Origin of the sequence: Roseicyclus amphidinii, assembly GCF_030163755.1 — a bacterium.
Taxonomy (GTDB): Bacteria; Pseudomonadota; Alphaproteobacteria; order Rhodobacterales; family Rhodobacteraceae; genus Roseicyclus; species Roseicyclus amphidinii.
In genome coordinates, this window is record NZ_JASJOE010000001.1 from 68,567 (window position 1) to 92,968 (window position 24,402).

The following is a 24,402-nucleotide window of genomic DNA, read 5'->3' on the forward strand; positions in this document are numbered from 1 at the left end:
CTACCCAGTAGCACCAAGGGGGCTGACCCATGACCGTGAAGACATCCGTATCGCTCAGCGACCAGCAGGCCGCCTTTGCCCGCAAGCTGGTGGAGGAAGGCCGCTACGCCAGCATCAGCGCCGTGATCCAGCACGGCCTCGACCGCCTCCAGATGGAGCGCGAGGCCGAGATGGCCGATGTCGAGGCGCTGCGCGCGGTGCTGGAGGAACGGCGGAAGGGGCCTTTCGTACCCATGGAACCACCCGGCGAACTGACACGCAAGGTCGTGACGAATTGGCGGGCCAAGCGTGGCGTACAAGCTTGAACGTGGAGAGAGCGTTGCCTCGGATCTTGAGGAAATCCTCGACTTTTTCGCTAACAACGCCCTTCGCGTCGGCAGCTCGACCGATCAAGCCGAGGCAGAGGCCGAGCGCCGGCTGACCCATCTTGCACGGGCCTTGCAAGGGCTGTCGAACGCCCCCTACCGCGGAACGCTCAGGCCTGACCTTGGGCGCGGCGTGCGCAATGTCACCATGGATCGGTTCATCGTCTATTTCGACGTCATCGAAGACACGCAGACCGTTCGCATTCTCGCCGTCTTCCACGGCGGGCAGGATCATACCCGCCGCATGCTAGCGCGGATGCTGCGTTAACCCGTCGGCTGCGCCGCTTCCTTCGGGTTGCGCATCCACACGCTGCCGTTCAGTGCGCCCGCGATGGTCACCCACACCAGGTAGGGCACGAACAAGGCCCCCGCGATCCAGTCGAGCTGGAAGAAGGTCACCATCGTGCCCGCCACCGCGATCCAGAGGAAGGCCATGATGACGAAGGCCGCCTTGATCCGGTGCAGCCCGAAGAAGACCGGCGTCCAGAGCGTGTTGAAGGCGATCTGCATCGCCCAGAAGGCCATGCCATAGGCGTTGCCCTCAAGCGGCGCGATACGGGCCGCGGCGATGGCGGAGGAGAGGTAGAGCACCGTCCATGCCACGGGAAAGACCCAGTCGGGCGGCGTCCAGCCGGGTTTCGACAGGCCGCGGTACCACGCGCCCGGCATGAACATCGAGCCGGTCGTGGCAGCCGCCCCGCAGGCGGCCAGAAAAATGGCGAACAATCCCCAATCCATGAAGAGCAGATAGGGCGTCACGCGCTCCGCGCCAAGGCAGGCGCGGTCCGATCGCGCGCTTCGAGCTGCGACAGAACCGACAGCACGCCGTCGCCCCAGCCGGTTTTCGCCGCGTCGGGATGCGCCGCGGCCTCGACGAGAAAGGCGACCTCGGGCAGCGGCTTGGCGTAGATCACCGCGCTTTGCGGAAAGACCGTGACCGACCCGGCCCGCAGGATCGACCAACCCAGAAGCCCCAGCTTCTGCCGCCGCGTGGTGAAGGCGCGGCAGGTCACGCTGTCATGCCCGTTGCGCGCCAATTGCCGCCCGATGGCGTCGTAACAATGGCGCGCCGCGAAGATGCCGGGCCGCGCGGCAAGGGGCAGGCCCTTGATCCCCGCCTCGGACCGGAAATAGAGGCGGTTCGCCTCGGCCAGCAGGCGCTTGACGATGCGGCGCAGCGCGGGCGAGGGCCGGGGGTTCGCAAAGAAGGCGTCGAGGTCGATGCCCGCCTCCTCCAGCCAGTCGGTCGGCAGGTAGAGGCGGCCTGCCCGCGCATCCTCGCCCACGTCGCGGGCGATGTTCGTCAGCTGCATCGCAACGCCCAGGTCACAGGCCCGCGCCAGCGCATTGGGATCGCGCACGCGCATCAGAACGCACATCATCGCCCCCACGGCGGCGGCGACACGCGCGGAATAGGCGCGGACATCGGACAGGCTGGCATAGCGCCGCTCCATCCCGTCCCAGGCCAGCCCCTCCAGCAGCGCCTCGGGCAGCGCGCGGGGCATGTCGTAATCCTCGATCAACGCTGCAAAGGCGCGGTCGGCGGGCGCGTTCCTTGGGCGACCCGAATAGGCCAGATCGAGCCTGTCGCGCAGCGCGAGGACCGCGGCGGGCTTGTTGTCGCCGAAGTCGACCTCGTCATCGGCGACACGGCAAAAGGCGTAAAGCGCAAGCGCCGCGTCGCGGATATCGGCGGGCAGGAGTTTCGAGGCCGCGTGGAAGGAATAAGACCCTTCGCGGATCGCCTCCCGGCACCAGTCGCGGTCGGCCTCGGCAATCATTCCGCGGCCATCTTGGTTTGCGGCAGCACCAGCGGGCGGGGCGCATTCGGCACCAGCTGAGTCAGCACCTCGGAGGAGGTCACGACCGAGGGGATACCGGCACCGGGATGGGTGCCCGCGCCGACGAGAAAGAGGTTGCCGAACTCCTCGGAAATATTGTGCGGCCGGAACCACGCCGATTGGAAAATCCGCGGCTCGAGGCTGAAGCCCGCGCCATGGGGGCTGAGGTAGCGGCTCTCGAAACTGGCCGGGGTCAGGATATGGCTGGCCGACAGGTGATCCTCGAAGCCGGGGATCAGCTGCTCGTCCAGCACGCGGGCGAGGCGCTGGCGATAGGTCTCCTCCATCTCGGCCCAGTCGACGCTGTCCGCGCCGTGCAGGTTCGGCACCGGGCTGAGGGCGTAGAAGGTGTCATCCCCCTTGGGCGCCACCGACGGGTCCGTGACCGAGGGGCGGTGCAGGTAGATCGACATGTCATGCGCCAGGTGCCGCTTCATGAAGATGTCGTTCAGCAACCCCTTGTAGCGCGGCCCGTTCAGGATCGTGTGGTGTCCCACGTCAGACCATTTGCCCGCCGTCCCCTTCGTCCCGAAATACCAGACGAACAGCCCCATGGACCAACGCGAGCGGTTCAGCCGCTGCTTGGTCCAACGCGTCTTGGTCTGGTTCCGCAGAAGCCGATCATAGGTGTGCCCGGGATCGGCGTTCGAGACGACGATATCGGCGGCGATGCGCTCGCCTTCGGTGGTCACGACGCCGTCGGCGTTCCCGCCGGAAACGGTGATCTCGTCCACCTCGACGCCACGGCGCACGGTGCCGCCCTGATCCTCGATCACGCGGACCATCGCGTCGGCCATCGCCTGCACGCCGCCCATCGCGTAATGCACCCCGAACTCCTTTTCGAGATGCGAAACAAGGATATACATCGAGGTCACATGCGTCGGGTCGCCCCCGATGAAGAGCGGGTGGAACGACAGCGCCATCCGCAGGCGAGGATCGCGGACGCGGGCGCTCGCGTGGCCATAGACCGAGCGGTCGGCGCGCAGTTTCACGAAACCGGGCAGCTCGCGGATCAGGTCCATCAGCTTGTTCATCGGGCGGCGGCCCAGCCCTTCGAAGCCGAATTGATATCGCGCCTCGCTGTCCTTCAGGAATTTCATGTAGCCCGGCACATCGCGGGGGCTGAGGCGGTGAACCTCCTCGATCATCGCCTCTTCGTCCTGCCGGACGGTAAAGACCGAGCCATCGCGCCAGCGGATCTCGTAATAGGGATCGACCGGGCGCAGATCGACCTCGCGGTCGAAGTCGCGGCCGCAGTCTGACCAGAGCTGCTTGAACACCTGCGGTACGGTCACAATGGTCGGGCCAAGGTCGAAGCGGTGGCCGTTCTGCGTGACCGACGATCCACGCCCGCCCGCCCGGTCGAGCCGGTCCAGCAGCGTCACCCGGTAGCCCTTGGCGCCCAGCCGCATCGCGGCGGATAGCCCGCCAAGCCCCGCCCCGATGACGATCGCGCTGGAGGGGCCGGCGGTGGTCGGTCGGTCGGTCATCCTTGGCCTCAAACTGTCTAGCAAGATTTACAATAGGTCATGCGGCGACGTTTTGCCAAGACAATCTAGGCGCGAAATGCCTTTTCCTCGCAGCGTCATTATGTCAGACTAAGTTGACACATGGAGAGACCGGCCATGCAATCCGTAACCTTGAGCCTGTATCGCTTCGGCTCTGCCCCTGCGCGTGCATGGGCCTTGTTTCAGATGGGCCCCGCCCGATTCGCCCTCCGCGCGATCCCGAAGATCGGCACGGTGAAGCTTTGCGGGTCCGGCGTGGGCGAGGGGTTCACCCCCGTTCCCGACACCTCGGTCTACGCGATTCTCGCCACCTGGCCCGACCATGGCACCGCGCGCCGCGCGATGTTCGGCACCCGCATCTTTCGCCGCTATGCCGAGATGTCGGAGGAACGGATGACCGTCTTCCTCACCCCCACCTCCGCCCGCGGGCGCTGGGACGGGGCCGAGCCCTTCACCCCGCAGGACGTGGAACCGGGCGGCCCGGTTGCCGCCCTGACGCGCGCCACGGTCAAGCTGCGCAGCGCCGCCCGCTTCTGGCGGCAGGAGCCCGCGATTTCCCGCGCCATCGGGCGCGATCCCAACGTGATCTTCAAGATCGGCATCGGCGAGTTGCCGATGGTCCGTCAGGCGACATTCTCGATCTGGCCCGACACCCGGACCATGGCCGCCTTCGCCCGCGCCGACGGCCCCCATGCACAGGCCATCCGCGAGGTGCGCGAGGGGAAACTGTTCCGCGAAGACCTTTACGCCCGGTTCCGAGTCGATGCCATCGAAGGCACATGGGCGGGCCAGACACCCGACCTGACCCGCGGACCGCAAGACATGACCGACCAGATGAAAGTTGCCGCCGAATGAAGGATTTCGCTTTGACAGGCCCGTTCCCCTTTACCGCCATCGTCGGGCAGGAGGACATGAAACAGGCCATGATCCTCACGGCCATCGACCCCGGCATCGGCGGCGTGCTCGTCTTCGGCGACCGCGGCACCGGCAAATCCACCGCCGTCCGCGGGCTTGCCGCGCTGCTGCCGCCCATCGAGGCCGTCGCGGGCTGCCCCGTCAACTCGGCGCATGAGGGGGACATTCCCGACTGGGCCAAGGTCGTGGACCGGCATGTCGTGGAGAAACCGACGCCGGTGATCGACCTGCCGCTGGGCGCGACCGAGGATCGCGTCGTCGGCGCGCTCGACATCGAAAAGGCGCTGACCCTGGGTGAAAAGGCCTTCGAGCCGGGGCTGCTCGCGCGGGCCAACCGCGGGTATCTCTATATCGACGAGGTGAACCTGCTGGAGGATCACCTTGTCGACCTGCTGCTCGACGTGGCCCAATCGGGTCAGAACGTGGTCGAGCGCGAGGGGCTGTCGATCCGCCATGCCGCGCGGTTCGTGCTGGTCGGCTCCGGCAACCCCGAGGAAGGCGAGCTGCGCCCGCAGCTGCTGGACCGTTTCGGCCTGTCGGTCGAGGTGACCTCGCCCCGTGATATCGAGACGCGGATCGAGGTGATCCGCCGCCGCGACGCCTATGACCGCGACGCGGGTGGGTTCCTGACCGAATGGCGGGGTGCCGACATGGAGCTGCGCCAGCGCATCCTGGACGCTCGCGCGGCCCTGCCGGGTGTCGCCGCAGGTGACGAGATGCTGCGCGATTGCGCGGAACTTTGCGTCGCGCTCGGGTCCGACGGGTTGCGCGGGGAACTGACGCTGCTGCGCGCCGCCCGCGCGCTGGCCGCCTTCGACGGGGCCGTGTCCGTCAGCCGCGACCAGCTGCGCCGCGTTGCGCCGTCGGCGCTGCGCCACCGCCTGCGCCGCGATCCGCTGGACGAGGCCGGGTCGACCACCCGCGTGGAACGCGTGGTGGAGGAGGTGCTGGCGTGAGCGCCGGCGAAGAGCGTTGGAGCCGGGTCAACCTTGCGCTGGCCTGTTTCGCGCTCGACCCTGCCGCGCTTGGCGGCATCTGGCTGCGCGCCCGTGTCGGGCCTGTGCGGGACCGGGTGCAAAAAGGTCTCGAAACCGCCTTGCAGGGTCTGACTCTGCGCCGCCTCCACCCCGGTATTGGGGATGACGCGCTGTTTGGCGGTGTCGATCTGGCCGCAACCTTGGCCGAAGGGCACGTGGTGCGCACCCGTGGCTTGCTGGGCGAGCCTGCCGTGTTGGTCATGCCCATGGCCGAGCGGGTCAAGCCGGCGCTTGCGGCCCGTCTTGCCGGGGCGCTGGACGGGAAACAGGGTCTGTCCCTGATCGCCTTCGACGAAGGCGCGGAGCCGGAGGAGACCTTGCCATCGGCGCTGGCTGACAGGCTCGCGATTCATCTCGAACTGGCGGAACAGAGCCTGTCCGATGCCCCCGACCTGCCCCTCGACCCCGAGGCATTGGCCGAGGCGCGCGCGCTTCTGCCTCTTGTCACGGTTCCCGAGACCGCCATCGCCGAACTGGCCGAGGTCGCAGCCCGGCTCGGCATCCTGTCGCTGCGCGCACCGTTGCAGGCGCTGGCCGTCGCCCGCGCCTCGGCCGCGCTTTCGGGCGAGACGGAGGTGGAGGCCGCCGACCTGACCCTTGCGGTCGAGTTGGTCCTTGCCCCCCGCGCCACGCAGATCCCCGAGACGGAAAGCGACGCGCCCGAAGAGAACCCCGAGCCGGAGCAACCCGACCAGCCCGAAGACCAGCCCGAGCAGGACGGCGAGCAGGACGACACCCCCCTGCCCCCCGCCGAGATGCTGCTCGAGGCCGCCAAGGCCATGCTCCCCCCCGATCTTCTCGCCCGCCTGCAGGCAGGGCGTGCCGCCCGCGCCAGCCAATCGGCCAGCGGCACGGGGGCCGCCAAGAAAGGCAACCGCCGTGGTCGCCCCCTGCCCTCGCGGCCCGGTCGCATGGGCGGCGAGGCGCGTGTGGACCTCGTGGCGACGCTGCGCGCGGCTGCGCCGTGGCAGCCGATGCGGCGCAAGGCGGTGGGCGATCATGAGCGCCTCCATATCCGCATGTCCGACATCCGCCTGCGCCAGTTCGAAGAAACGTCGGACCGCGCGATCATCTTCGTGGTCGACGCCTCCGGCTCCGCCGCGCTGGCCCGGCTGGGCGAGGCGAAGGGGGCGATCGAGCTCTTGCTGGGCGAGGCCTATGCCCGCCGCGACCATGTCGCGCTGGTGGCCTTCCGCGGCGACGGGGCCGAGGTGCTTTTGCCGCCCACCCGCTCGCTGGTGCAGACCAAGCGCCGCCTTGCGCAACTGCCCGGTGGCGGTGGCACGCCGCTGGCCGCGGGCCTGCGCGCGGCGCTGGAGCTGGCGCTGCTGGCGCAGGGCAAGGGGATGACGCCCTCGGTCGCCCTGCTGACCGACGGGCGCGCGAACGTGGACCTTTCGGGCATCGCCAACCGCGCGCAGGCGGGCGAGGACGCGACCGCGATGGCGCGCGCGATCCGGGCGCGGGGCTGGCCGGGGCTGGTGATCGACACCGGGCTGCGGCCCACCCGCGGCCTTGACGCGCTGGCGCGCGAGATGGGGGCACCCTACCTGCCCTTGCCGCGCGCGGATGCGAAGACGCTGTCGGCGGCGGTGGATGCGTCGCTGACCCCGGCATGACCGACCTGCTGCCCCCCGCCGACTGGCCCTATCGCGGGGCCAGCCGGATCGTCGCCGCACGGCCCCATCGCTGGCATGTGCAGGTGACGGGCGAGGGTCCCGACATCCTGCTGCTGCATGGCGCGGGCGCCTCGGCACACAGCTGGGCGGCGCTGGTGCCCCATCTCGCCGACCGGCACCGCGTCATCGCGCTGGACCTGCCCGGCCATGGCTGGACGCGCAGCCCGCGCGGACGGGCCAGGCTGGGGGACGTCGCCGCCGATATCGCGTCGCTCTGCGCGCAGGAGGGGTGGTCGCCGCGCCTCGTGATCGGCCATTCGGCGGGGGGCGCTGTCAGTCTCGAACTGGCGCGTCAGGGTCTGTTGCGGCCCGACCGGCTGGTGATCCTGAACGGCGCCCTCGAGAATTTTCGCGGGGCTGCCGGATGGCTTTTCCCGATGATGGCCAGGATGCTGGCGCTGAACCCGTTTACCGGGCTACTGATCAGCCAGGGCGGGCGCTCGGTCGAGCAGGTCCGCAGGGTGCTGTCGAGCGCGGGCACCGAACTGAGCGAGGAGGGGGTGGCGCGCTACGCACACCTCATCCAGCGCCGCGCCCATGTGGACGGCACGCTGGCGATGATGGCGCAATGGTCGCTGGACGAGCTGAACCGGGCCTTGGCCGGCATCGCCACGCCGACGCTGTTCATCCATGGCGAGCGTGACGGGGCGGTCGCCCTTCGCGTGGCCGAACGCGCAGCGCAGGCGATGCCGGACGCAAGGCTGATCGCGCTGCCCGGCGTGGGCCATATCGCCCACGAAGAGGTGCCCGAGCGCGTCGCCGACGAGATCCTGCGCTTCACGGCCCGGGCTACGGCCGAATGACAAAGGGCGCCCCATGGGGACGCCCTTCGTGATCTTGTTGCCGTCAGTTTGCCCTGCCGATCACTCGGCCGCGAGCGACACCAGGTAGGCGTAGAGGTTGACCGCGTCTTCTTCCGAGCGGACGCGGAACGCCATCGCGCCACGCGCGCTGTTGTCGCCGGAGGCCTCCCGGATGTAGCCGGTCGGGTCCTGCACGTAGGCGACGAAGTTTTCCTCGGTCCACACGACGCCGGCCTCGTTCAGCGCGGTCAGGCCGGGCGAGTAGCGGAAATCCTCGACATGCGCGATCGGTGCGCCCGCGATCCCGTAGAGGTTCGGGCCGGTGCGCGCGTTGCGGCCGGCAAGCGTGTCGCCGGCCTCGTTCACGACGACGTGGCAGGCCACGCACTGGCGGAATGCGGCCTCACCGGCCGCGGCGTCGCCCGAAGCGGCATGGGCGTCGGCCAATGCCATCGGTGCGGAAAGAAGCGTCATTGCCGCAGCAAGCACGATTTTGCGACTCATGGGGTAGTCTCCCTTCAGGTTGGTCCCGGGTGCATAAACTATGTCGTTTCGCCAAGGGTCCAGTTTTTTCTAACGGAATTCACGCAACCGCATGGGCGATCGCGCATTGTTTCCACAGCGTCTTGAGCGCCATGACCAGGTATTCGATATCCTCGTCGGTGTGCAGCGGGCCGGGGGTGAAGCGCAGCCGCTCGGTCCCCTTGGGCACGGTGGGGTAGTTGATCGGCTGCACGTAGATGCCGAACTGGTCCATCAGGATATCCGACAGCATCCGGCACTTGACCGGGTCCTTCACCATCACCGGGATGATGTGGGACGGGTTCATCTCGTGCGGGATACCCTCGGCATCGAGACGCGCGCGCAGGCGGGCGACCTGCCGCTTCTGCATGTCACGCTCGTAGGAGCTTTCCTTGAGATGCCTGATCGAGGCGGTCGCGGCCGCGGCAACAGCGGGCGGCAGGGCGGTGGTGAAGATGAACCCGCTGGCGAAGCTGCGGATGAAATCGACCAGCGCATGTGACCCGGTGATATAGCCGCCGACGACGCCGTAAGCCTTGCCCAGCGTCCCCTCGATCAGGGTGATGCGGTCCATCAGCCCCTCGCGCTCGGCCACGCCGCCGCCGCGGGGGCCATACATGCCGACGGCGTGAACCTCGTCGATGTAGGACATCGCGCCATGCTTGTCGCAGACGTCGAGAATTTCCTTGATCGGCGCGATGTCGCCATCCATCGAGTAGACCGATTCAAAGGCCACGATCTTGGTCGCATTGGCCGGAAGGGCCGCCAGCTTGCGGTCGAGGTCTTCGGGGTCGTTGTGCTTCCAGATGACCTTCTGGCAGCGCGCGTGGCGGATGCCCTCGATCATCGAGGCGTGGTTCAGCTCGTCCGACAGGATCACCGCGTTGGGCAGGCGCGCGCCCAGCGTCGACAGCGCGGCCCAGTTCGAGACGTAACCGCTGGTGAACAGAAGCGCCGCTTCCTTGCCGTGCAGGTCGGCCAGCTCGGCCTCGAGCTGCTTGTGGTGCCAGGCATTGCCCGAGATGTTGCGCGTGCCGCCAGCGCCGGTGCCGCAATCCTGCACGGTCGTGACCATCGCCTCGATCACGCTGGGGTGCTGGCCCATGCCGAGGTAATCGTTGGAACACCAGACGGTGACCTCGTCCTGACCATGCGAATGGTTCTTCACCCGCGGAAACTGCCCGCAGGCGCGTTCGAGTTCGGCGAAGATGCGATAATTGCCCTCTTCTTTCAGTTGATCGAGCTGGGCTTGAAACAGCTTGTCAAAGTTCATCGGGCATCCTCGCTATGCAGTATTGCTTGGTTGGTGGGCGCAGGGCGCGAAGGGAGCATCCAGCGCCAGAGTTTCTCGTCGGGAAGCGGGAGCACCATGAACCAGTGTTCCAGCAGGGCCAGCGCGGTGAGCGCGCCCAAAAGGGCGTAACCCACCGCGTCGGCCGCGGTTTCGGCGGCAAAGATGTGGCCGAGCCAGTAGGCGGCGGCGACGCTCAGACCGGTGATCGAGATCGGGAAAAGCCAGTTCATCCGCGCTGTGCGGAAATGGCTGGGCAGGTGGTTCAGGTGCTCGGGGATGAACTCCACGTTGATCTTGCGGACCCCGAGATAGAGGTTGAGCTTGGCCGAAATGCGGGCGGCGAAGAGGACGGCAAAGGTCCACATGCCGAACTGGTTTTCCGCGCCATAGCTGGCGGTGATCATCGCCAGCAGCGTGAAGGCCAGCAGCATCTCGTGATAGGCGATGGTGCCCCAGGCGCGGATGAACCGCTCCCATTCGGGGACACCGTCCTTGAGCGGCTGGCGCACCGGGCCGGTGATGACACCGGTCAGGAAGGCCAGTTCGATCCAGCCCCAGAGCGCCAGCGCCGACAGGAAGGCCACGTAGACGCCCGCGACCGTTGTGTTGCCCAGCGTATCGGCAAAGCCGAAAGCGCCCAGCACGAGGAACGGCAGGTTCCACAGCACGGCCCAAAGCCGCGCCTTGGCCCCTTCGCGGTCCGCGCGCCGGACGGCCATCAGGATCGCCCCGGTGGAGAACCACCAGAGGAACAAGGCCACAAGGGCCGCGATCCAGGGCGAGTGCAGCATCAGTAAGCAGGCTCCAACCGGGTGGAGGCGGGGACGGCATGCTTGACCGCCGGGATCGTGTAGAGCCCGACAAAGGCCGTAGCCGCCCGCGCCATGGCACCGACGCGCTTGAAGAGGTTGCCGGTCTTCTTGGCCTCGGCGAGATCGGCATTGGCGCGTTGCAGCGCCTCGAGCCCCTTCTGCCAGCGCGGATGGTCGATATCGAGCGTCAGCGGGAAGACCTGCTTCGAGATCTCGGAGGTCTTGGTAAAGACCTCATGCGCGTACCAGTCGGGATCGACGCCGAGGGCGGCATGGAAGGCCGGGCGCTGGTGGTCGCGCACGTACATCGTGGAATAGACCGCCGTCAGGAAGAACTTGATCCACAGCTTGTTGGCGAAGCTCTGGGTCAGCTTGGGGTCGGTCTTCATCAGCAGGGCAAAGGCCTCGCCATGGCTGAACTCGTCGTTGCACCATTCCTTGAACCACTTGAAGATCGGGTGGAACCGCAGCTCGGGGTTCTTCTCGAGGTGGCGGTAGATGGTGATGTAACGGGCGTAGCCGATCTTTTCCGACAGGTAGGTCGCGTAGTAGATGAACTTGGGCCGGAAATAGGTGTATTTCTTCTTCTGCGTCAGGAAACCAAGGTTCACCGCGATCCCCGCCTCGCGCAGCGCGTCGTTGATGAAACCGGCATGGCGCGCCTCGTCACGGGCCATCAGCTGGAACAGGGTGACGATATCCTCGTTGTTCCCGCGGCGCTTCATCTCCTTGTACAGGACGCAGCCCGAGAACTCGGCGGTGCAGGAGGACACGAGAAAGTCGATGAACTCGGCCTTGAGCTTGGGCTCCATGTTCTCCCAGTCGATATGGTCCCAGTCCTCGTTCTTCTTGAAATGGCCCCTGTTCGGGTCGGCCTTCATCTGCGCGATCAGCAGGTCCCAGTCCTGACGGACGGAGGAGACGTCGATCGCGTCCAGCTCGTCGAAATCGGTGGTGTAGAAGCGCGGCGTCAGCAGCGTGTTCTGCATGGCGAGCGCGGTCGCGCCCTCGCTGTCGACGATGCCCTGGTGGTTGGAGGCGGCCAGCGCCTCTTCGACGGTGGTGGCGTCGGCGGAATGGGTCAGGTCTTTCATACCGAGACCTCCTCGGAGAATGAGAACTCGCAGAGTTCCATGAATTCGAAGTCGCCGGTCATCCGGGTCCAGAGCTGTTCCAGCTTGGACGCCCGCGCGATGCGCGCCATGCGCTCTTCGCGGACGACCTCGCCATAGGCGGCCATCACCGGCGGGCCCTGCACCTGCACCTCGTCACCGGGGTTGATCACGGCCCCGTTCAGGAATTTCACATGCGCATGGAGCGAGTCGAAGCAGTGGCTCACCTCGACCACGCAGGGCGCGGTTTCGAACTCTTTCGTCAACAATCCCATCGGTCATTCCTCCAGCAGGCGGGCGAACACCGCCTCGTTATCCGCCCCGAAGCCGAACAGTTCGGCCCGGAAATCGGTCACGTCGTCACGAAGCCCGATGCGCCCGTCTGAAAAGCGCACAAGCCGGATGGGCTCCGATGCATGGAGGCCGACGGCCCCCCTCTCCCGCTCCAGCACGCGGTAGATGCCGGCGACAAAGCCGCCTTCGGTGGGTCCTAGATTGGCGATCAGGTTGCCGTCGACGTCCAGAACACGGGCCGAGCCGTCCATCTGGCCGAAGATGCGGATCACGCGTTCCTGCACCACGGGCACCTCCGCCTCGGAGGGCGGCATCGCCTCGAGCGGGCGGTCGGTGAGACGGGCATAGGACACGATGATCAGGACGCAGACGCAAAGGACGAACATCGCGCGGACAAGGATGGTCGGCACCATCTCCTTGTCGCGCTCGACCAGCTTCTGTTCCGGTTTGGTGTAGCTGCGGGTATAGGCCATGGCGCGTTACTCCGCTGCGACCGGCCGGGCGGCCGGGACGGTTTCGATGACGGGCACGGAAACGGCGGTTTCCGCCGCCTCGGCCAGGATCGCGGCGACCTTGCGCGCATCGGGGATGCAGCGCAGCGCGGGCTGGGTCTGCTTCATCTTCCACGGGCGCACATGCGGCCAGGTCAGGATGTAGGACAGGCGCACGCCGTCATCTTCCAGCAGCTCCAGCGCGATGGTGCCGGTGCCGTTCTTGCGGATGCCCAGTTCGGCATTCGCCACTTTGCGAAAGGGAATGTTCAGCGTCATCGTCAGCGCCGCGCCGATGCGCAGCGCGACGCGCTTGTTGGTGATGGTGTAGACCGTCGCCTTGGCCTGCATCAGCGCGACCAGAAGCAGGATGGCGCAGACGATGCCGCCCAGCACGAGGAAGAAGGACGCGGCCGTCGCGCTTTCCACCCATGTCTCGGTCGCGGCACCGGCGATGGTGCGCCACGCGAAGAGGAACGTGAAATACCCGGCCACCCACCAGAAGCTGAGCGCCTCCTTGGCGAGTTGCCACCAGGCGGGCTGACCCTGCCACAGGATTTCCTCGCCCGTGGGCAGCTCCTCGGGCAGGCCGCGCACCGGTTCGGTGGCGAAATCGTCGTGATCATGTGGCATCGGTCGTTTCTCCTTGCCTTGGGTCGTGGACCCGGCGCGTGTCTGAGGCGCGCCGGGCTTAGGCGCGTGTCAGAGCAGCGGGTCGATCCGATCCTGCGAGGCATAGAGGATGCCGCCGCCGTAATAGGCCGAGATCTTTTCCTCCTCGAGCAGCGTGATCTGCGTCGACGACTTGGTCAGCGGCACATTTGCGAAGTGCTTGCCGTAGATGGCGTTGATCTTCACCTTGCCGCCCCAGATCCGGCAGAAGTGGATCGGCACGAGGCGCGAGCCGCCGCCATGATCCGCATCAAGCTCGATCTCGAGGTAACGGACCAGCTGCTCGGGGGCATCAACCCACATGTCGCTGACCGTGCCGACCACCGCGCCGTCACCGGCATGAACCGGCATGCCGCGCGGGTCGCGCCCGGCGGAAACGCGGAACGTCTCGGTCTTGCCCATGGGCACGATCTTGGCGTGGCCGTGGCCGTCCAGTTCCGGCACGTCGCGGCGCGGAACCCATGCGCCCGGGCCGATCCCGTCGACCATGCCGTCGCCGGTGGGGTCATAGGGGTAGCCGTTGCCGGCCGCGAAGGCGACCTTTTCCATCGCGAGATCGGTGCGGCGGTGCGCCTCCTCGTTCTCGGGCGAGGGCACGGTCACTTCGCCGCGGCCATGCATCAGCTTGAAGGTCTTGGCGTTGGGAACCGGAAAGGGGCCCTGGTTCGGGGCGGCGGTGCCGTCCTCGTTTTCCAGCGGATAGCCTTCGCGCATGTTCTCGGTCTGCAGGTAGTAGATCAGCAGGGCGAAGAAGATCCAGAACAGCCAGATGCTCAGGCTGGCGAGGTCGAAATTGCCGAAGAACGCGTTTGTCATGATGTGGTCCTTTCAGGGTTCGGCGGTTTCAGGTGGGCAGGTCGGCGAGCCCGAACTTTCCGGCCCCCCCTTCCCTGTTGGTCGTTGCAGTGCGGACAAGCGGCCCGAGGGCCACCAGTGTTACGAAAAGCAGCAGGATCTCGAGGTGGTAGACCACCGAGTAGCCGGTCGCCGGATCGTTGAGCGCGACGCCCAGGTGCCCCTGCGTCGCGGCGGAATTGATGACATCGCGCAGCCCCCCGCCGATCAGCGTGGCCAGCCCCGCGGCGGTCGCCTGCGCAGCACCCCACGCGCCCAGCGCAAGGCCCCGGCCCGCCTTGCCCGCGGGCATGGTCATCGCCGCGGTCAGCGTGGCGACCGAGAAGAGGCCGCCGCCGAAGCCGATCAGCATCGCGCCCGCGAAGAACAGCGGCGTCGAGTCCCACGGATGCGCAAAGATCACGGCGGAGAAGGCGGCAAGCCCCGCAAGGATGCCGCGCCCGCCCATGCGGAACGGGTTGATCCCGCCCGCCAGCCATTTCGCGGCAAGGCCGAAGGCCACCAGCGCACCCACGGCCCAACTGGCAGTCAGAAGCGTGGTTGCCGACACGGAAAGCCCGAGGATCTCGCCGCCATAAGGCTCGAGCAGCACGTCCTGCATGTTGAAGGCCATGGTGCCGAGGAACACGACGACCAGAAGCCGCCCGGCCACGCCGCCGCTCAGGTAATCGGCCCATGCGTCGCGGAAACTGGGTGTTTCCTCGGCCTCGCGCGCGGCCTTGGTCATCGGACGCACGGTTTCCTGTTTCCACAGGGCGATGACGTTCAGGACGACGGTCACCACGGCGGTGCCCTGGATCACCTGGATCAGCTCGATCGCGGTGAACTCCCGCAGGAGCCAGCCGATCACCAGCGCCGAGCCGCCCATGCCGATCAGGAACATGACATAGAGCAGCGCCACGACCCGCGGCCGCGTCTCGTCCGTCGCGCGGTCGGCGGCCAGCGCCAGCCCCGCGGTCTGGGTCATGTGCATCCCCAGGCCGGTCATCAGGAAGGCGATGCCGGCCAGCAGCTCACCCGCATAGGGGATGTCGTAACGCACCTGCGTGACATCGCCGCCCAGCACCAGCAGGGCCGCGGGCATGATGGCAAGGCCGCCGAACTGCCAGAGAGTGCCGAACCACAGGTAAGGAATGCGCTTCCAGCCGATTGCGGATTTGTAGGTGTCCGACTTGAAGCCCAGCAGCGCGCGGAAGGGCGCGATCAGCACGGGCAACGCCACCATCGAGGCGACGAGAAAGGCCGGAACCTGAAGCTCCACGATCATCACGCGGTTGAGCGTGCCGAGCAGCATGACCATCGCCATGCCGACCGAGATCTGGAACAGCGACAGGCGCAGCAACTGGCCAAGCGGCAACTCGTCCGACGCCGCATCGGCGAAGGGCAGGTAGGCGACCGAGATGCGCTTCAGCAGGGTCTTCATGCCCGGTACTCCAGGCATGTCGAGATGTAGAAGCCGCGGCTCACGCGCTCGACCTCGGTGATCGACCCTGTTGCGCCGTGCAGAGCCGTTTCACGGGCCAGCCGCTTGGGCGCATGGGGGATCATCGTGGGCGACCGGTCGGAGCGCGGGAAGAGCTTTCCAAGCGTCCAGAAGGCCATCAGGAAGGCCGTGCGCGGCGCGACGGTGAAGACGACGCTCTCGCGGACACGGGGGCAGAGATGCGCCAGCGCCCGGCCAAGGTCGGGGGCCTCGTAATAGATCATCGAGTCCATCGCCATGACATGATCGAAGGACCCCAGGTCCGACGACAACATGTCGCCCGAGGTGAAGGTCACCTTGGCCGCCAACTCTTCCGGCAGGCGTTTCGCCGCGATTTCGACCAGCGAGGGCGAGATGTCGATCGCCACCACCTCGGCGCCGCGGCGCGCGAGTTCCTCGGTCATCGCACCCGTCCCGCAACCGGCATCCAGCACGCGCTTGCCGGTCAGGTCCGGTGCGAGGCGGGACAGCATGATCGCCCTCATCCTGTCCCGCCCCTCGCGCACGGTCTGGCGAATGCCGGACACGGGCGCATCCGATGTCAACCGCTCCCACGTTTTCGTGGCGGTGCGGTCGAAATAGGCTTCGACGCGGTCGCGCGTGGCGCCGTATGTCGGCGTTGCCACCATCTCAGTCGAATCCCAGCAGTTCGAAAATGTCCCGGTCTTCCAGCGGCTGCGGCATCAGCGGGTCGGTGCCGCGCCACATCAGCTCGGCCAGGCGGATGTATTCCGCGCGGCACTGCACGATGTCCTCGTCATCGGGCATCTCGAAGAGCGTCTTCTTCTTCAGCCGCGAGCGGCGGATCGCGTCCACGTCGGGCATGTGGCCGATGCGCTTGAAATTCGTCCGCTCGCAGAAGCGGTCGACCTCATCCGTGTCTTTCGACCGGTTGGCGATGCAGCCCGCAAGCCGCACGTTGTAGTTCTTCGACTTGGCCTGAACGGCGGCGATGATGCGGTTCATCGCGTAGATCGAGTCGAAATCATTGGCCGTCACGATCACCGCGCGGTCGGCATGCTGAAGCGGCGCGGCAAAGCCGCCGCAGACGACATCGCCCAGCACGTCGAACAGGACGACATCGGTGTCTTCCAGCAGGTGATGCTGCTTCAGCAGTTTCACCGTCTGCCCCACGACATAGCCGCCGCAACCGGTGCCCGCGGGCGGGCCGCCGGCCTCGATGCACATGACGCCGTTGTAGCCGCGGGCCATGAAATCTTCGGGACGCAGTTCCTCGGCGTGGAAATCGACCTCTTTCAGGATGTCGATGACCGTGGGTTGCAGGTGGCCCGTGAGCGTGAAGGTCGAGTCATGCTTCGGGTCGCAACCGATCTGCAGCACCTTCTTGCCCAGCTTGGAAAAGGCGGCCGACAGGTTCGAGCTTGTCGTCGACTTGCCGATCCCGCCCTTGCCGTAGACGGCAAAGACCTTGGCCCCCTCGATCTTCATCGAGGCATCCTGGTGGACCTGAAGCGAGCCTTCGCCATCCTCGCCCTTCTTGAGGACCGGCGGCGCGCCAAGGCCCCGCTTTTCCAGACCTGCGGCCTCGCGCATGGCGGCGCGGGCGGCGGGGGGGTTTCTTTCGTCCAGCATCAGGGTCGGTCCTTTCTCATTCGGCGGCCACGCCGGGGGTGAGCCCCTCGAGCGTGTCTTCGAGCTCATCCGCGCCAGCCTGAAGCGCGGCGAGTGTTGCCTCGTCGGGGTGCCAGTAGTTCCGTTCGAACGCCTCGAGCAGGCGGTTCGCCATGCGGGCCGAGGCCTGCGGGTTCAGGGCCGCCATGCGGCGGCGCATCTCTTCATCCAGAACGAAGGTCTCGGACAGGCGCTGGTAGACCCAGGGGTCGACCTGCCCGGTGGTGGCCGACCAGCCCAGCGTGTTCGTCACCTGCGCCTCGATCTGGCGCACGCCCTCGTGCCCGTGTTTCAGGAGGCCCTCGAACCACTTGGGGTTCAGGCTGCGACTGCGGGTTTCCAGCGCGACCTGGTCCTTCAGCGTGCGGACCTTGCCCTCGCCGCGGGTCTGGTCGCCGATGTAGACCGGCGCTTCGACGCCCCCCTTGGCGCGTTTCACCGCGCGGGAGATGCCGCCGAGCGTGTCGAAGTAGTGGTCAACGGTCGTGACCCCCAGTTCGACGCTTTCAAGGTTCTGATAGGCGAGGTCGACATCCTTCAACGCCGCCTGCAGAAGCCCCGCGTTCTTCTTCGCCTTGCCGTCGAGGCCATAGGCAAAGCTCTTGCGCGCCTCGTAGGCGTCGGCCAGCTCGTCCTCTTCGCCCCATGCCCCACTGTCGACCAGCGCGTTGACGTTGGAGCCATAGGCCCCCTCGGCATTCGAGAAGACGCGAAGCGCGGCTTCCTCCATGTCGCAGCCCATCTTCTCGGCATAGTCGAGCGCGTGGGCGCGGACGAAATTCATCTCGACCGGCTCGTCGGCGGTGGCAGCCTTGTGGGCGGCTTCGGCCAGCATCCGGGTCTGCAACGGCAGCAGATCGCGGAAGATGCCCGAAAGGGTCATCACCACGTCGATACGCGGGCGGCCGAGCTGCTCGAGCGGGATCAGGTCGGCCCCGCAGAGCCGCCCGTAACCGTCGAAGCGGGGCTTCGCGCCCATCAGCGCCAATGCCTGGGAGATTGGGCCGCCGTCCGACTTGATGTTGTCCGACCCCCACAGCACCAGCGCGACCGAGCGCGGAAACGCCTCCGCCGCCTCGATCAGGCGCTGCGCCTGTTTCGCGCCATCCTGCAGCGCAAAGGCGGTTGGCATGCGGAACGGGTCGAAGGCGTGGATGTTGCGCCCCGTCGGCAGAACCTCGGGTGAGCGGATCAGGTCGCCGCCCGGAACGGGCTCGATATAGCGGGCCGAAAGCGCGCGCATCAGGCCGGTCAATTCCGTCTCCTGCCGGAGCAGATGTTCGACCCTGCGCCGCGTGTCAGGGTCTGTTTCTGCCATCACGCGCAGATGTTCCTGCAGCTCGGCCTCGGCAATCGGGCGGCCCACGACATGCAGCCCGTCGGGGATCAGCGCATCCTCGGTTTCCAGCAGCGTCAGCCACAGGCGGTCGGGGTCGCGTTCGGACAGGTCCACCGCCTCGGCCTGCGTCTCGATCAGCGCGGCCAGTTCGCTGCGCTCGGGCGCATCGGGGGCAAGCCCGCGCCAGCGGGTCAGGCTGTCCTTCAGCTCGGACAGACCCTTGTAAAGCCCCGCAGCCGCCAGCGGCGGGGTCAGGTGCGTGATCGTCACGGCGTTCGAGCGGCGCTTGGCCAGCGTCGCCTCGGACGGGTTGTTGGAGGCGTAAAGATAGACGTTCGGCAGCTCGCCGATCAGGCGGTCGGGCCAGTCGCGCGCGCCCAGGCCCGCCTGCTTGCCCGGCATGAACTCCAGCGCGCCATGCATGCCGAAATGCAGCAGCACATCGGCGCGATAGGTGTTGCGCAGCCAGAGGTAGAACTGGGTGAAGGCGTGGGTCGGCGCGAAACCATGCTCGAAGAGCAGGCGCATCGGGTCGCCCTCGTAACCGAAGGTGGGCTGCACGCCGACGAAGACATTGCCGAAGTGATGGCCGAGGACAAAGACCCCCCGCCCGTCCGACTGGATCTTGCCCGGCGCGGGGCCCCAGACGCTTTCGATCACCTTCAGCGGCGGCGTGTTGCGCACGATGGTGTCGGCATCGACATGGGCGGCGACATTCGCCTCCTGCCCGTATTGCTTCGCATTCCCGTGCAGGATCGCGGCGCGCAGGTCATCGACGGTGGCCGGAACCTCGACCGCGTAGCCCTCGGCCTTCATCCGCGTGAGCGTGTTGAACAGGCTTTCGAAGACGCTCAGGTAAGCCGCCGTGCCTATGGCCCCCGCGTTGGGCGGGAAGCCGAAAAGGACGATGCCGACCTTCTTCTCGGCATTCGCCTTGCGCCGAAGCAGGGCCATGCGCTTGGTCTTTTCGACAAGGCTGTCGATGCGTTCGAGGCAGGGCGCCATCGCCTTGCTGTCCGACGCGCGCGGGCAGTTGTAGGAACAGCCCTGGCACCCTTCGGGGCCGTGCCGCCCGCCGAAGACGGTGGGGTTGGTCGCGCCGTCGATCTCGGGCAGCGCCACGAGCATCGTGGTTTCCACGGGGCCAAGCCCACCGGCGGAGGAGGCCCATTGCCCGAGCGTCTGGAACTCGATCGGGTGGGCCGCGATATAGGGCAGGTCGAGGCCCTTCAGCACCTCAACCGCCGCCGCGCTGTCATTATAGGCCGGGCCGCCGATCAGGCTGAAGCCCGTCAGCGAGACCATGGCGTCGATGCGGCCCCCGGTGAAATACTCGGCAATCGCGGGCCGACCGTCGAGGCCACCGGCAAAGGCCGGCACCACGGCCAGCCCCGCGGCCTGCATCTTGCGGATGACGCCGTCGTAATGGCCGGTGTCGGACGCCAGCACGTAGCTGCGCATCATCAACAGGCCCACGGTGGCGACCGGGTTCTCCGGGTTCGGCAGCTGCTCGATGTCGGTCACGATCCGGTGGCCCGGAAGGTCGGGGTGATAAAGCCCCACATCGGGGTAATCTATCGGCGCCGCGGCCTTGGCGCCCTTGAAGGCGCGGTCGGTGGCGTAGCTGCCGATCAGGAAGCGCACCATCTGCTCGACGTTGTCGTCAGAACCGCCCAGCCAGTATTGCATGGTCAGGAACCACGCGCGCAGGTCCTGCGCCTTGCCGGGAATGAACTTGAGGATCTTGGGCAAGCGGCGCAGCATCTTCATCTGCTTCTCGCCGGATTTCGCCGAGGGGTCCTTGGACCCGCGCAGCTTCTTGAGCAGCTTCATCGGCCCGGTGGCGGGCTTCATCATGTCCAGGTCGCCCATCCGGGTCAGCTGGACGACTTCCTTGGCCGAGATGACACCGATCATCGCGTCGCAGTGATCGCGGCGCGCCTGCAGCTCGGGCAGGATCGCTGTGATATGTTCCTCGATGAACAGAAGGTTGGCGACGATGATGTCGCCATGCCGTACGGCGATGCGCGCTTCTTCCAGCGCGGCGGGGTTCTCGGCCCATTCGGCGCTGGCGTGGACACTGACGTTCAGGCCGGGGAACTCACCGGCCAGCCGCTCCGAGACGCGCGCCGCCGGGCCAGCCGCGTGGCTGTCCAACGTGACGATCACGACCCGGTAACCGGGGATATGATCCCCGTCACCGCGCATAATGGGCCTTGGCCTCGTAAAGCGTGTCGACGCTGATCTCGGTCACACCGCGCTCGGCCGCGAATTTCTCGGTGTTCCGCTTGGCCTTGCCGCGCACGAAGAACGGGATCTTCTTCAACTCGCGCTCGGCATCGGCCAGCCAGACCATGACATCGGACCCGGTCGCTTCGGGCGCGACCTCGTCCTTCATCTTCCCGGAAATACGGCCTTCGGGAGCGACCTCGGCCACGGGCGCCTCGGCCACGGACCTGGGCGCGTGGCCGCCATGATGGCTTGCGCCCGCCTCGTCGTGGAACTCGAAATCCTCGCGGAACATCGCCAGCAGGTGCTCTTCCAGCCCCATCACCAGCGGGTGAATCCAGGTGTCGAAGATCACGTTCGCGCCTTCCCAGCCCATCTGGGGGGAGTAGCGCGCGGGGAAATCCTGCACGTGCACAGGCGCAGAGATCACCGCGCAGGGGATGCCGAGGCGCTTGCCGATATGCCGCTCCATCTGCGTGCCGAGGATCATCTCGGGCGCGGCATCCTCGATGGCCTTCTCGACCTCTAGGTAATCGTCGGTGATCAGCGGCTCGAGGCCGAATTCCTGCCCCAGCTTGCGGATGTCGCGGGCGAACTCGCGGTTGTAGCAGCCAAGGCCCACAACCTCGAAGCCCATCTCGTCGCGCGCGATGCGGGCGGCGGTCTTCACATGGGTCGCGTCGCCGAACAGGAAGACGCGCTTGCCGGTGAGGTAGGTCGAGTCCACCGACTTCGACCACCAGGGCTGACGCAGGCGGGAGAGGTCTTTTTTCGGCTCTACACCGCAGAGTCGAGCCACTTCCGCGACGAAATCATGTGTCGCGCCGACGCCGATGGGAACCGTCCTGGTGTAGGGGATGCCCAGCGCGCGCTCCATGTGGCGGGCGGCGGTTTCGGCATGTTCGGGATACATCAGGATGTTGACATGCGCCGCACCCAGCCGGGTCAGGTCATGGGGCGTCGCGTCGAAGGGGGCCACGACATTGATGCCGATGCCCATTTCATACAGCAGGCCCTTGATCTCTTCGATGTCGTCGCGGTGGCGGAAGCCCAGCGCGAGGGGGCCGATCAGGTTCGCGGTGATCTCGGGCGTCTTCTCGACCGGGCCGGCCAGCGCCTTGACCAGCTGGTAAAAAGTCTCGTCGCTGCCGAAATTCTCTTTCCGCTGGTAGCTGGGCAGTTCCAGCGCCACGACCGGCACGGGAATGTCCATCGTCTCGGCCAGGCCGCCGGGATCGTCCTGGATCAGTTCCGCGGTGCAGGAGGCGCCGACGATGATCGCCTGCGGCTTGAAGCGGTCATAGGCGTCCTGGCAGGTCTGCTTGAAGATACCGGCGGTATCCTCGCCCAGGTCGCGGCCTTCGAAGGTGGTGTAGGTCACCGGCGGGCGGTGATTGCGCCGCTCGATCATGGTGAACAGAAGGTCGGCATAGGTGTCGCCCTGCGGGGCGTGCAGCACGTAATGCAGACCCTTCATCGCGGTGGCGACACGCATCGCGCCGACATGCGGGGGGCCTTCGTAGGTCCAGACGGTGAGTTTCATTCCGCAGCCTCCAGTTTCAGGAGGTCGCGGCGGCGCAACGGACGGCTGAACAGCCCCGCCAGGTCACCGGCCTGATCGTAGAAATGGACGGGCGTGAAGACCAGTTCGATGGCCCATTTCGTCGTCAGTCCCTCGGCCTCCAGCGGGTTGGCAAGGCCAAGGCCGCAGACCGTCAGGTCGGGCCGCGCCGCGCGGACGCGGTCGAGCTGCTTGTCGACATCCTGCCCCTCGGAAATCGTGGGGCCTGCCGGGATCAGGTCGAGGTCGGGGCCGACAAGGCCCTTGTGAATGAAGGGCTGGCCGATCTCGACCGCCTCCATCCCGCATTCGCGGGTCAGGAAACGCGCCAGCGGAATCTCGAGCTGGCTGTCGGGCATGAAGAAGATCGTCTTGCCGCGCAGATGCGCGGAGGCGTTGGCGATGGCCGTCCGCGCGCGGGCGCGGGGCGCGGCGGTGACCGCCTCGAAAGTGGCGTCATCGACGCCGAACTCATCCGCGATGGCCTTGAGCCAGAGGGTCGTGCCCTCTTCGCCGAAGGGGAAAGGCGCCTGGATCATCCGCGCGCCGCGGCGCTCCAATGCCGCCGCCGTATCACCAAGGAACGGCTGGAGGCAGGCGAAGACGGTGTTCGGCCCCACGCCCGGCGCATCCGCGCTGCGCGGCGCGGGCAGAACCCGGATCGGGCCGATGCCCATCTTGCGCAGCAGGCCCACGGCCTGATCCTCGACAACATCCGGCAGGGCACCCACAAGCAGCAGCTCGCGCGCCTCGGTCCGGGGGAGGACCGGGACCATCGAGGCGAGACAGGCATCTTCACCCTGGGTGAAGGTCGTCTCGATGCCGCTGCCGGAATAGTTGAGCACGCGCACATGAGGCGCGTGAATTTGCGTCAGACGCTCCGCCGCGCGGGCGAGGTCGAGCTTGATGACCTCGGACGGGCAGGAGCCGACAAGGAACAGCTGCTTGATGTCGGGGCGCCGCGACAGAAGGCGCGCCACCTCGCGGTCAAGCTCATCGTTCGCGTCGGCCATACCGGCCAGGTCGGTTTCCTCGAGGATCGCGGTGCCGAAGCGCGGCTCGGCGAAGATCATCACGCCCGCCGCCGATTGCAGCAGATGCGCACAGGTGCGCGAGCCCACCACGAGGAAGAACGCATCCTGCATCTTGCGATGCAGCCAGATGATGCCGGTCAGGCCGCAGAACACCTCGCGCTGGCCACGTTCCTTGAGGACGGGCACATCGCGGCAGGTGGCAGCGGGAATGTTGGCGGGGCGATTCACAGGCGGCCCTCCGCGTCGAGGCGCGCCATGCGCAGTTTCCAGACGAATTGCGCCGCGTTGATCACGTAGGCGGCATAAGCGGCCAGCGCGATCCACATCTGGTCGGCGTGCGGCCAGCCCGACAGCAGCGCCCAGACATAGGTCAGGTGCAGCGCGATCACCGCGAAGCTGACGACATCCTCCCAGAAGAAGGCATGCGCAAAGAGATACTGACCGAAGACGACCTTCTCCCAGATCGCGCCGGTGACCATGATGGTCAGCAGCACACCGGTCTTGATCACGATCGAGATCGTCGCGGCCTCGAAGCCGGCCCCGGTAACCATGAACCGGATCACGAGAGCCAACGAAACAAGGAACACAAGGAATTGCACGGGGGCAAGGACACCCTGGACGGTTGTCCAGATCGTTGCATCCCGGCGGGCGCGTTCCTCGGCGGTGTAAAGCTGGCGTGACGGCGTGGATGTAAGTGTGTCGCTTGGCATGCGAGCGTCGATTCCTCTGGGCGATAGGGAAAATCTAGCCCCGTGCAGGACAGAGTGTCAATTAAAACTTACACATTGCGCGTCTAGTTTCAAATGCGGAGAGGGCCTGCAAAGGGCCATCGCCCACCCGGCCTTTACCAAGAAAAAAAGGCGGGTTACGGGGGGTGAGCGTGGGGCGCACCCCTTGAAAGTGAAAGGATGTCAATTTACTTTG

Annotated in this window: 24 protein-coding genes; 6 read left to right on the forward strand and 18 right to left on the reverse strand. The window is 66.7% G+C overall.

Going from position 1 to position 24,402, the window contains the following annotated elements; translation table 11 throughout:
* Window positions 1-29 precede the first annotated feature (29 nt).
* Together QQK83_RS00355 and QQK83_RS00360 are read left to right on the forward strand one after the other, a co-directional pair.
* On the forward strand, window positions 30-305 hold the full coding sequence (locus QQK83_RS00355) for a type II toxin-antitoxin system ParD family antitoxin (protein ID WP_284260530.1): 276 nt from the start codon (window positions 30-32) through the stop codon (window positions 303-305).
* On the forward strand, window positions 289-633 hold the full coding sequence (locus QQK83_RS00360; protein ID WP_284260532.1) for a type II toxin-antitoxin system RelE/ParE family toxin: 345 nt from the start codon (window positions 289-291) through the stop codon (window positions 631-633). The genes QQK83_RS00355 and QQK83_RS00360 overlap by 17 nt, the downstream gene beginning before the upstream one ends.
* Here the strand turns inward: QQK83_RS00360 and tspO are convergent.
* From tspO to QQK83_RS00375, 3 genes are read right to left on the reverse strand one after another with little or no spacing between them, the layout of a single operon-like run.
* Window positions 630-1,103 (reverse strand): tryptophan-rich sensory protein TspO, encoded by a 474-nt coding sequence (gene tspO / locus QQK83_RS00365; protein WP_284260744.1) that lies wholly within the window; start codon window positions 1,101-1,103, stop codon window positions 630-632. The two genes, QQK83_RS00360 and tspO, sit on opposite strands and share 4 nt — an antisense overlap.
* Before the next feature lie 17 nt (window positions 1,104-1,120).
* A complete protein-coding gene (gene crtB / locus QQK83_RS00370; protein ID WP_284260534.1) occupies window positions 1,121-2,146 on the reverse strand; it encodes a 15-cis-phytoene synthase in 1,026 nt (341 codons plus the stop codon).
* Window positions 2,143-3,696 carry a phytoene desaturase gene (locus tag QQK83_RS00375; RefSeq protein WP_284260536.1) on the reverse strand — a complete coding sequence of 518 codons (1,554 nt, stop codon included), beginning with the start codon at window positions 3,694-3,696 and terminating at the stop codon, window positions 2,143-2,145. The genes crtB and QQK83_RS00375 overlap by 4 nt, the downstream gene beginning before the upstream one ends.
* A 135-nt stretch (window positions 3,697-3,831) precedes the next feature.
* Here QQK83_RS00375 and crtA point away from each other — a divergent pair, with 135 nt between their 5' ends.
* From crtA to bchO, 4 genes are read left to right on the forward strand one after another with little or no spacing between them, the layout of a single operon-like run.
* The gene (gene crtA, locus QQK83_RS00380) at window positions 3,832-4,569 is read left to right on the forward strand and encodes a spheroidene monooxygenase (RefSeq protein WP_284260538.1); all 738 of its coding nucleotides are present in this window, start codon (window positions 3,832-3,834) and stop codon (window positions 4,567-4,569) included.
* A gap of 11 nt (window positions 4,570-4,580) precedes the next feature.
* Window positions 4,581-5,585 (forward strand): magnesium chelatase ATPase subunit I, encoded by a 1,005-nt coding sequence (bchI, locus tag QQK83_RS00385; protein WP_284260746.1) that lies wholly within the window; start codon window positions 4,581-4,583, stop codon window positions 5,583-5,585.
* Window positions 5,582-7,285, forward strand: coding sequence for a magnesium chelatase subunit D (locus tag QQK83_RS00390; protein ID WP_284260539.1), 1,704 nt, complete (start codon window positions 5,582-5,584; stop codon window positions 7,283-7,285). Before bchI ends, QQK83_RS00390 begins: the two co-directional genes overlap by 4 nt.
* Window positions 7,282-8,148 carry an alpha/beta fold hydrolase BchO gene (gene bchO, locus QQK83_RS00395; RefSeq protein WP_284260541.1) on the forward strand — a complete coding sequence of 289 codons (867 nt, stop codon included), beginning with the start codon at window positions 7,282-7,284 and terminating at the stop codon, window positions 8,146-8,148. The genes QQK83_RS00390 and bchO overlap by 4 nt, the downstream gene beginning before the upstream one ends.
* A 60-nt stretch (window positions 8,149-8,208) precedes the next feature.
* On the opposite strand, the gene QQK83_RS00400 is transcribed toward bchO, so the two are convergent.
* From QQK83_RS00400 to bchF, 15 genes are all read right to left on the reverse strand, one after another.
* Complete coding sequence (locus QQK83_RS00400; protein WP_284260543.1) at window positions 8,209-8,622, reverse strand: c-type cytochrome; 414 nt, start codon at window positions 8,620-8,622, stop codon at window positions 8,209-8,211.
* Between the two features lie 109 nt (window positions 8,623-8,731).
* Entirely contained in the window at window positions 8,732-9,943 is a 1,212-nt protein-coding gene (gene hemA, locus QQK83_RS00405) for a 5-aminolevulinate synthase (RefSeq protein WP_284260545.1), read from the reverse strand.
* Complete coding sequence (puhE, locus tag QQK83_RS00410; protein ID WP_284260547.1) at window positions 9,940-10,755, reverse strand: putative photosynthetic complex assembly protein PuhE; 816 nt, start codon at window positions 10,753-10,755, stop codon at window positions 9,940-9,942. The genes hemA and puhE overlap by 4 nt, the downstream gene beginning before the upstream one ends.
* A complete protein-coding gene (gene acsF / locus QQK83_RS00415; protein ID WP_284260549.1) occupies window positions 10,755-11,870 on the reverse strand; it encodes a magnesium-protoporphyrin IX monomethyl ester (oxidative) cyclase in 1,116 nt (371 codons plus the stop codon). The genes puhE and acsF overlap by 1 nt, the downstream gene beginning before the upstream one ends.
* The gene (locus QQK83_RS00420; RefSeq protein ID WP_284260550.1) at window positions 11,867-12,163 is read right to left on the reverse strand and encodes a hypothetical protein; all 297 of its coding nucleotides are present in this window, start codon (window positions 12,161-12,163) and stop codon (window positions 11,867-11,869) included. The genes acsF and QQK83_RS00420 overlap by 4 nt, the downstream gene beginning before the upstream one ends.
* 3 nt (window positions 12,164-12,166) lie before the next feature.
* Window positions 12,167-12,655 carry a photosynthetic complex assembly protein PuhC gene (gene puhC, locus QQK83_RS00425; protein ID WP_284260552.1) on the reverse strand — a complete coding sequence of 163 codons (489 nt, stop codon included), beginning with the start codon at window positions 12,653-12,655 and terminating at the stop codon, window positions 12,167-12,169.
* 6 nt (window positions 12,656-12,661) lie between these two features.
* Window positions 12,662-13,306 (reverse strand): photosynthetic complex putative assembly protein PuhB, encoded by a 645-nt coding sequence (gene puhB / locus QQK83_RS00430; RefSeq protein ID WP_284260554.1) that lies wholly within the window; start codon window positions 13,304-13,306, stop codon window positions 12,662-12,664.
* A gap of 69 nt (window positions 13,307-13,375) precedes the next feature.
* Entirely contained in the window at window positions 13,376-14,161 is a 786-nt protein-coding gene (puhA, locus tag QQK83_RS00435) for a photosynthetic reaction center subunit H (protein ID WP_284260556.1), read from the reverse strand.
* A gap of 28 nt (window positions 14,162-14,189) precedes the next feature.
* Window positions 14,190-15,623 (reverse strand): PucC family protein, encoded by a 1,434-nt coding sequence (locus QQK83_RS00440; protein ID WP_284260558.1) that lies wholly within the window; start codon window positions 15,621-15,623, stop codon window positions 14,190-14,192.
* A complete protein-coding gene (bchM, locus tag QQK83_RS00445; protein WP_284260560.1) occupies window positions 15,620-16,312 on the reverse strand; it encodes a magnesium protoporphyrin IX methyltransferase in 693 nt (230 codons plus the stop codon). Before bchM ends, QQK83_RS00440 begins: the two co-directional genes overlap by 4 nt.
* Window position 16,313: 1 nt before the next feature.
* On the reverse strand, window positions 16,314-17,237 hold the full coding sequence (gene bchL / locus QQK83_RS00450; RefSeq protein WP_284260747.1) for a ferredoxin:protochlorophyllide reductase (ATP-dependent) iron-sulfur ATP-binding protein: 924 nt from the start codon (window positions 17,235-17,237) through the stop codon (window positions 16,314-16,316).
* Between the two features lie 55 nt (window positions 17,238-17,292).
* Window positions 17,293-20,862 carry a magnesium chelatase subunit H gene (locus QQK83_RS00455; RefSeq protein ID WP_284260561.1) on the reverse strand — a complete coding sequence of 1,190 codons (3,570 nt, stop codon included), beginning with the start codon at window positions 20,860-20,862 and terminating at the stop codon, window positions 17,293-17,295.
* On the reverse strand, window positions 20,852-22,426 hold the full coding sequence (gene bchB, locus QQK83_RS00460) for a ferredoxin:protochlorophyllide reductase (ATP-dependent) subunit B (protein ID WP_284260562.1): 1,575 nt from the start codon (window positions 22,424-22,426) through the stop codon (window positions 20,852-20,854). The genes QQK83_RS00455 and bchB overlap by 11 nt, the downstream gene beginning before the upstream one ends.
* Window positions 22,423-23,706: a ferredoxin:protochlorophyllide reductase (ATP-dependent) subunit N gene (locus QQK83_RS00465; protein WP_284260563.1), complete on the reverse strand. Its 1,284-nt coding sequence runs from the start codon at window positions 23,704-23,706 to the stop codon at window positions 22,423-22,425. The genes bchB and QQK83_RS00465 overlap by 4 nt, the downstream gene beginning before the upstream one ends.
* Window positions 23,703-24,188, reverse strand: a complete 486-nt coding sequence (bchF, locus tag QQK83_RS00470; RefSeq protein ID WP_284260564.1) for a 2-vinyl bacteriochlorophyllide hydratase — start codon at window positions 24,186-24,188, stop codon at window positions 23,703-23,705. Before bchF ends, QQK83_RS00465 begins: the two co-directional genes overlap by 4 nt.
* Window positions 24,189-24,402: the final 214 nt, after the last annotated feature.

Bases quoted from the DNA above. Each gene is read 5' to 3' on its own strand.
- QQK83_RS00355 (WP_284260530.1), top strand. From the start codon at position 30: ATGACCGTGAAGACATCCGTATCGCTCAGCGACCAGCAGGCCGCCTTT.
- tspO (WP_284260744.1), bottom strand. From the start codon at position 1,103: ATGGATTGGGGATTGTTCGCCATTTTTCTGGCCGCCTGCGGGGCGGCT.
- crtB (WP_284260534.1), bottom strand. From the start codon at position 2,146: ATGATTGCCGAGGCCGACCGCGACTGGTGCCGGGAGGCGATCCGCGAA.
- QQK83_RS00375 (WP_284260536.1), bottom strand. From the start codon at position 3,696: ATGACCGACCGACCGACCACCGCCGGCCCCTCCAGCGCGATCGTCATC.
- crtA (WP_284260538.1), top strand. From the start codon at position 3,832: ATGCAATCCGTAACCTTGAGCCTGTATCGCTTCGGCTCTGCCCCTGCG.
- bchO (WP_284260541.1), top strand. From the start codon at position 7,282: ATGACCGACCTGCTGCCCCCCGCCGACTGGCCCTATCGCGGGGCCAGC.
- QQK83_RS00400 (WP_284260543.1), bottom strand. From the start codon at position 8,622: ATGACGCTTCTTTCCGCACCGATGGCATTGGCCGACGCCCATGCCGCT.
- hemA (WP_284260545.1), bottom strand. From the start codon at position 9,943: ATGAACTTTGACAAGCTGTTTCAAGCCCAGCTCGATCAACTGAAAGAA.
- puhE (WP_284260547.1), bottom strand. From the start codon at position 10,755: ATGCTGCACTCGCCCTGGATCGCGGCCCTTGTGGCCTTGTTCCTCTGG.
- acsF (WP_284260549.1), bottom strand. From the start codon at position 11,870: ATGAAAGACCTGACCCATTCCGCCGACGCCACCACCGTCGAAGAGGCG.
- QQK83_RS00420 (WP_284260550.1), bottom strand. From the start codon at position 12,163: ATGGGATTGTTGACGAAAGAGTTCGAAACCGCGCCCTGCGTGGTCGAG.
- puhC (WP_284260552.1), bottom strand. From the start codon at position 12,655: ATGGCCTATACCCGCAGCTACACCAAACCGGAACAGAAGCTGGTCGAG.
- puhB (WP_284260554.1), bottom strand. From the start codon at position 13,306: ATGCCACATGATCACGACGATTTCGCCACCGAACCGGTGCGCGGCCTG.
- puhA (WP_284260556.1), bottom strand. From the start codon at position 14,161: ATGACAAACGCGTTCTTCGGCAATTTCGACCTCGCCAGCCTGAGCATC.
- QQK83_RS00440 (WP_284260558.1), bottom strand. From the start codon at position 15,623: ATGAAGACCCTGCTGAAGCGCATCTCGGTCGCCTACCTGCCCTTCGCC.
- bchM (WP_284260560.1), bottom strand. From the start codon at position 16,312: ATGGTGGCAACGCCGACATACGGCGCCACGCGCGACCGCGTCGAAGCC.
- bchL (WP_284260747.1), bottom strand. From the start codon at position 17,237: ATGCGCGAGGCCGCAGGTCTGGAAAAGCGGGGCCTTGGCGCGCCGCCG.
- QQK83_RS00455 (WP_284260561.1), bottom strand. From the start codon at position 20,862: ATGCGCGGTGACGGGGATCATATCCCCGGTTACCGGGTCGTGATCGTC.
- bchB (WP_284260562.1), bottom strand. From the start codon at position 22,426: ATGAAACTCACCGTCTGGACCTACGAAGGCCCCCCGCATGTCGGCGCG.
- bchF (WP_284260564.1), bottom strand. From the start codon at position 24,188: ATGCCAAGCGACACACTTACATCCACGCCGTCACGCCAGCTTTACACC.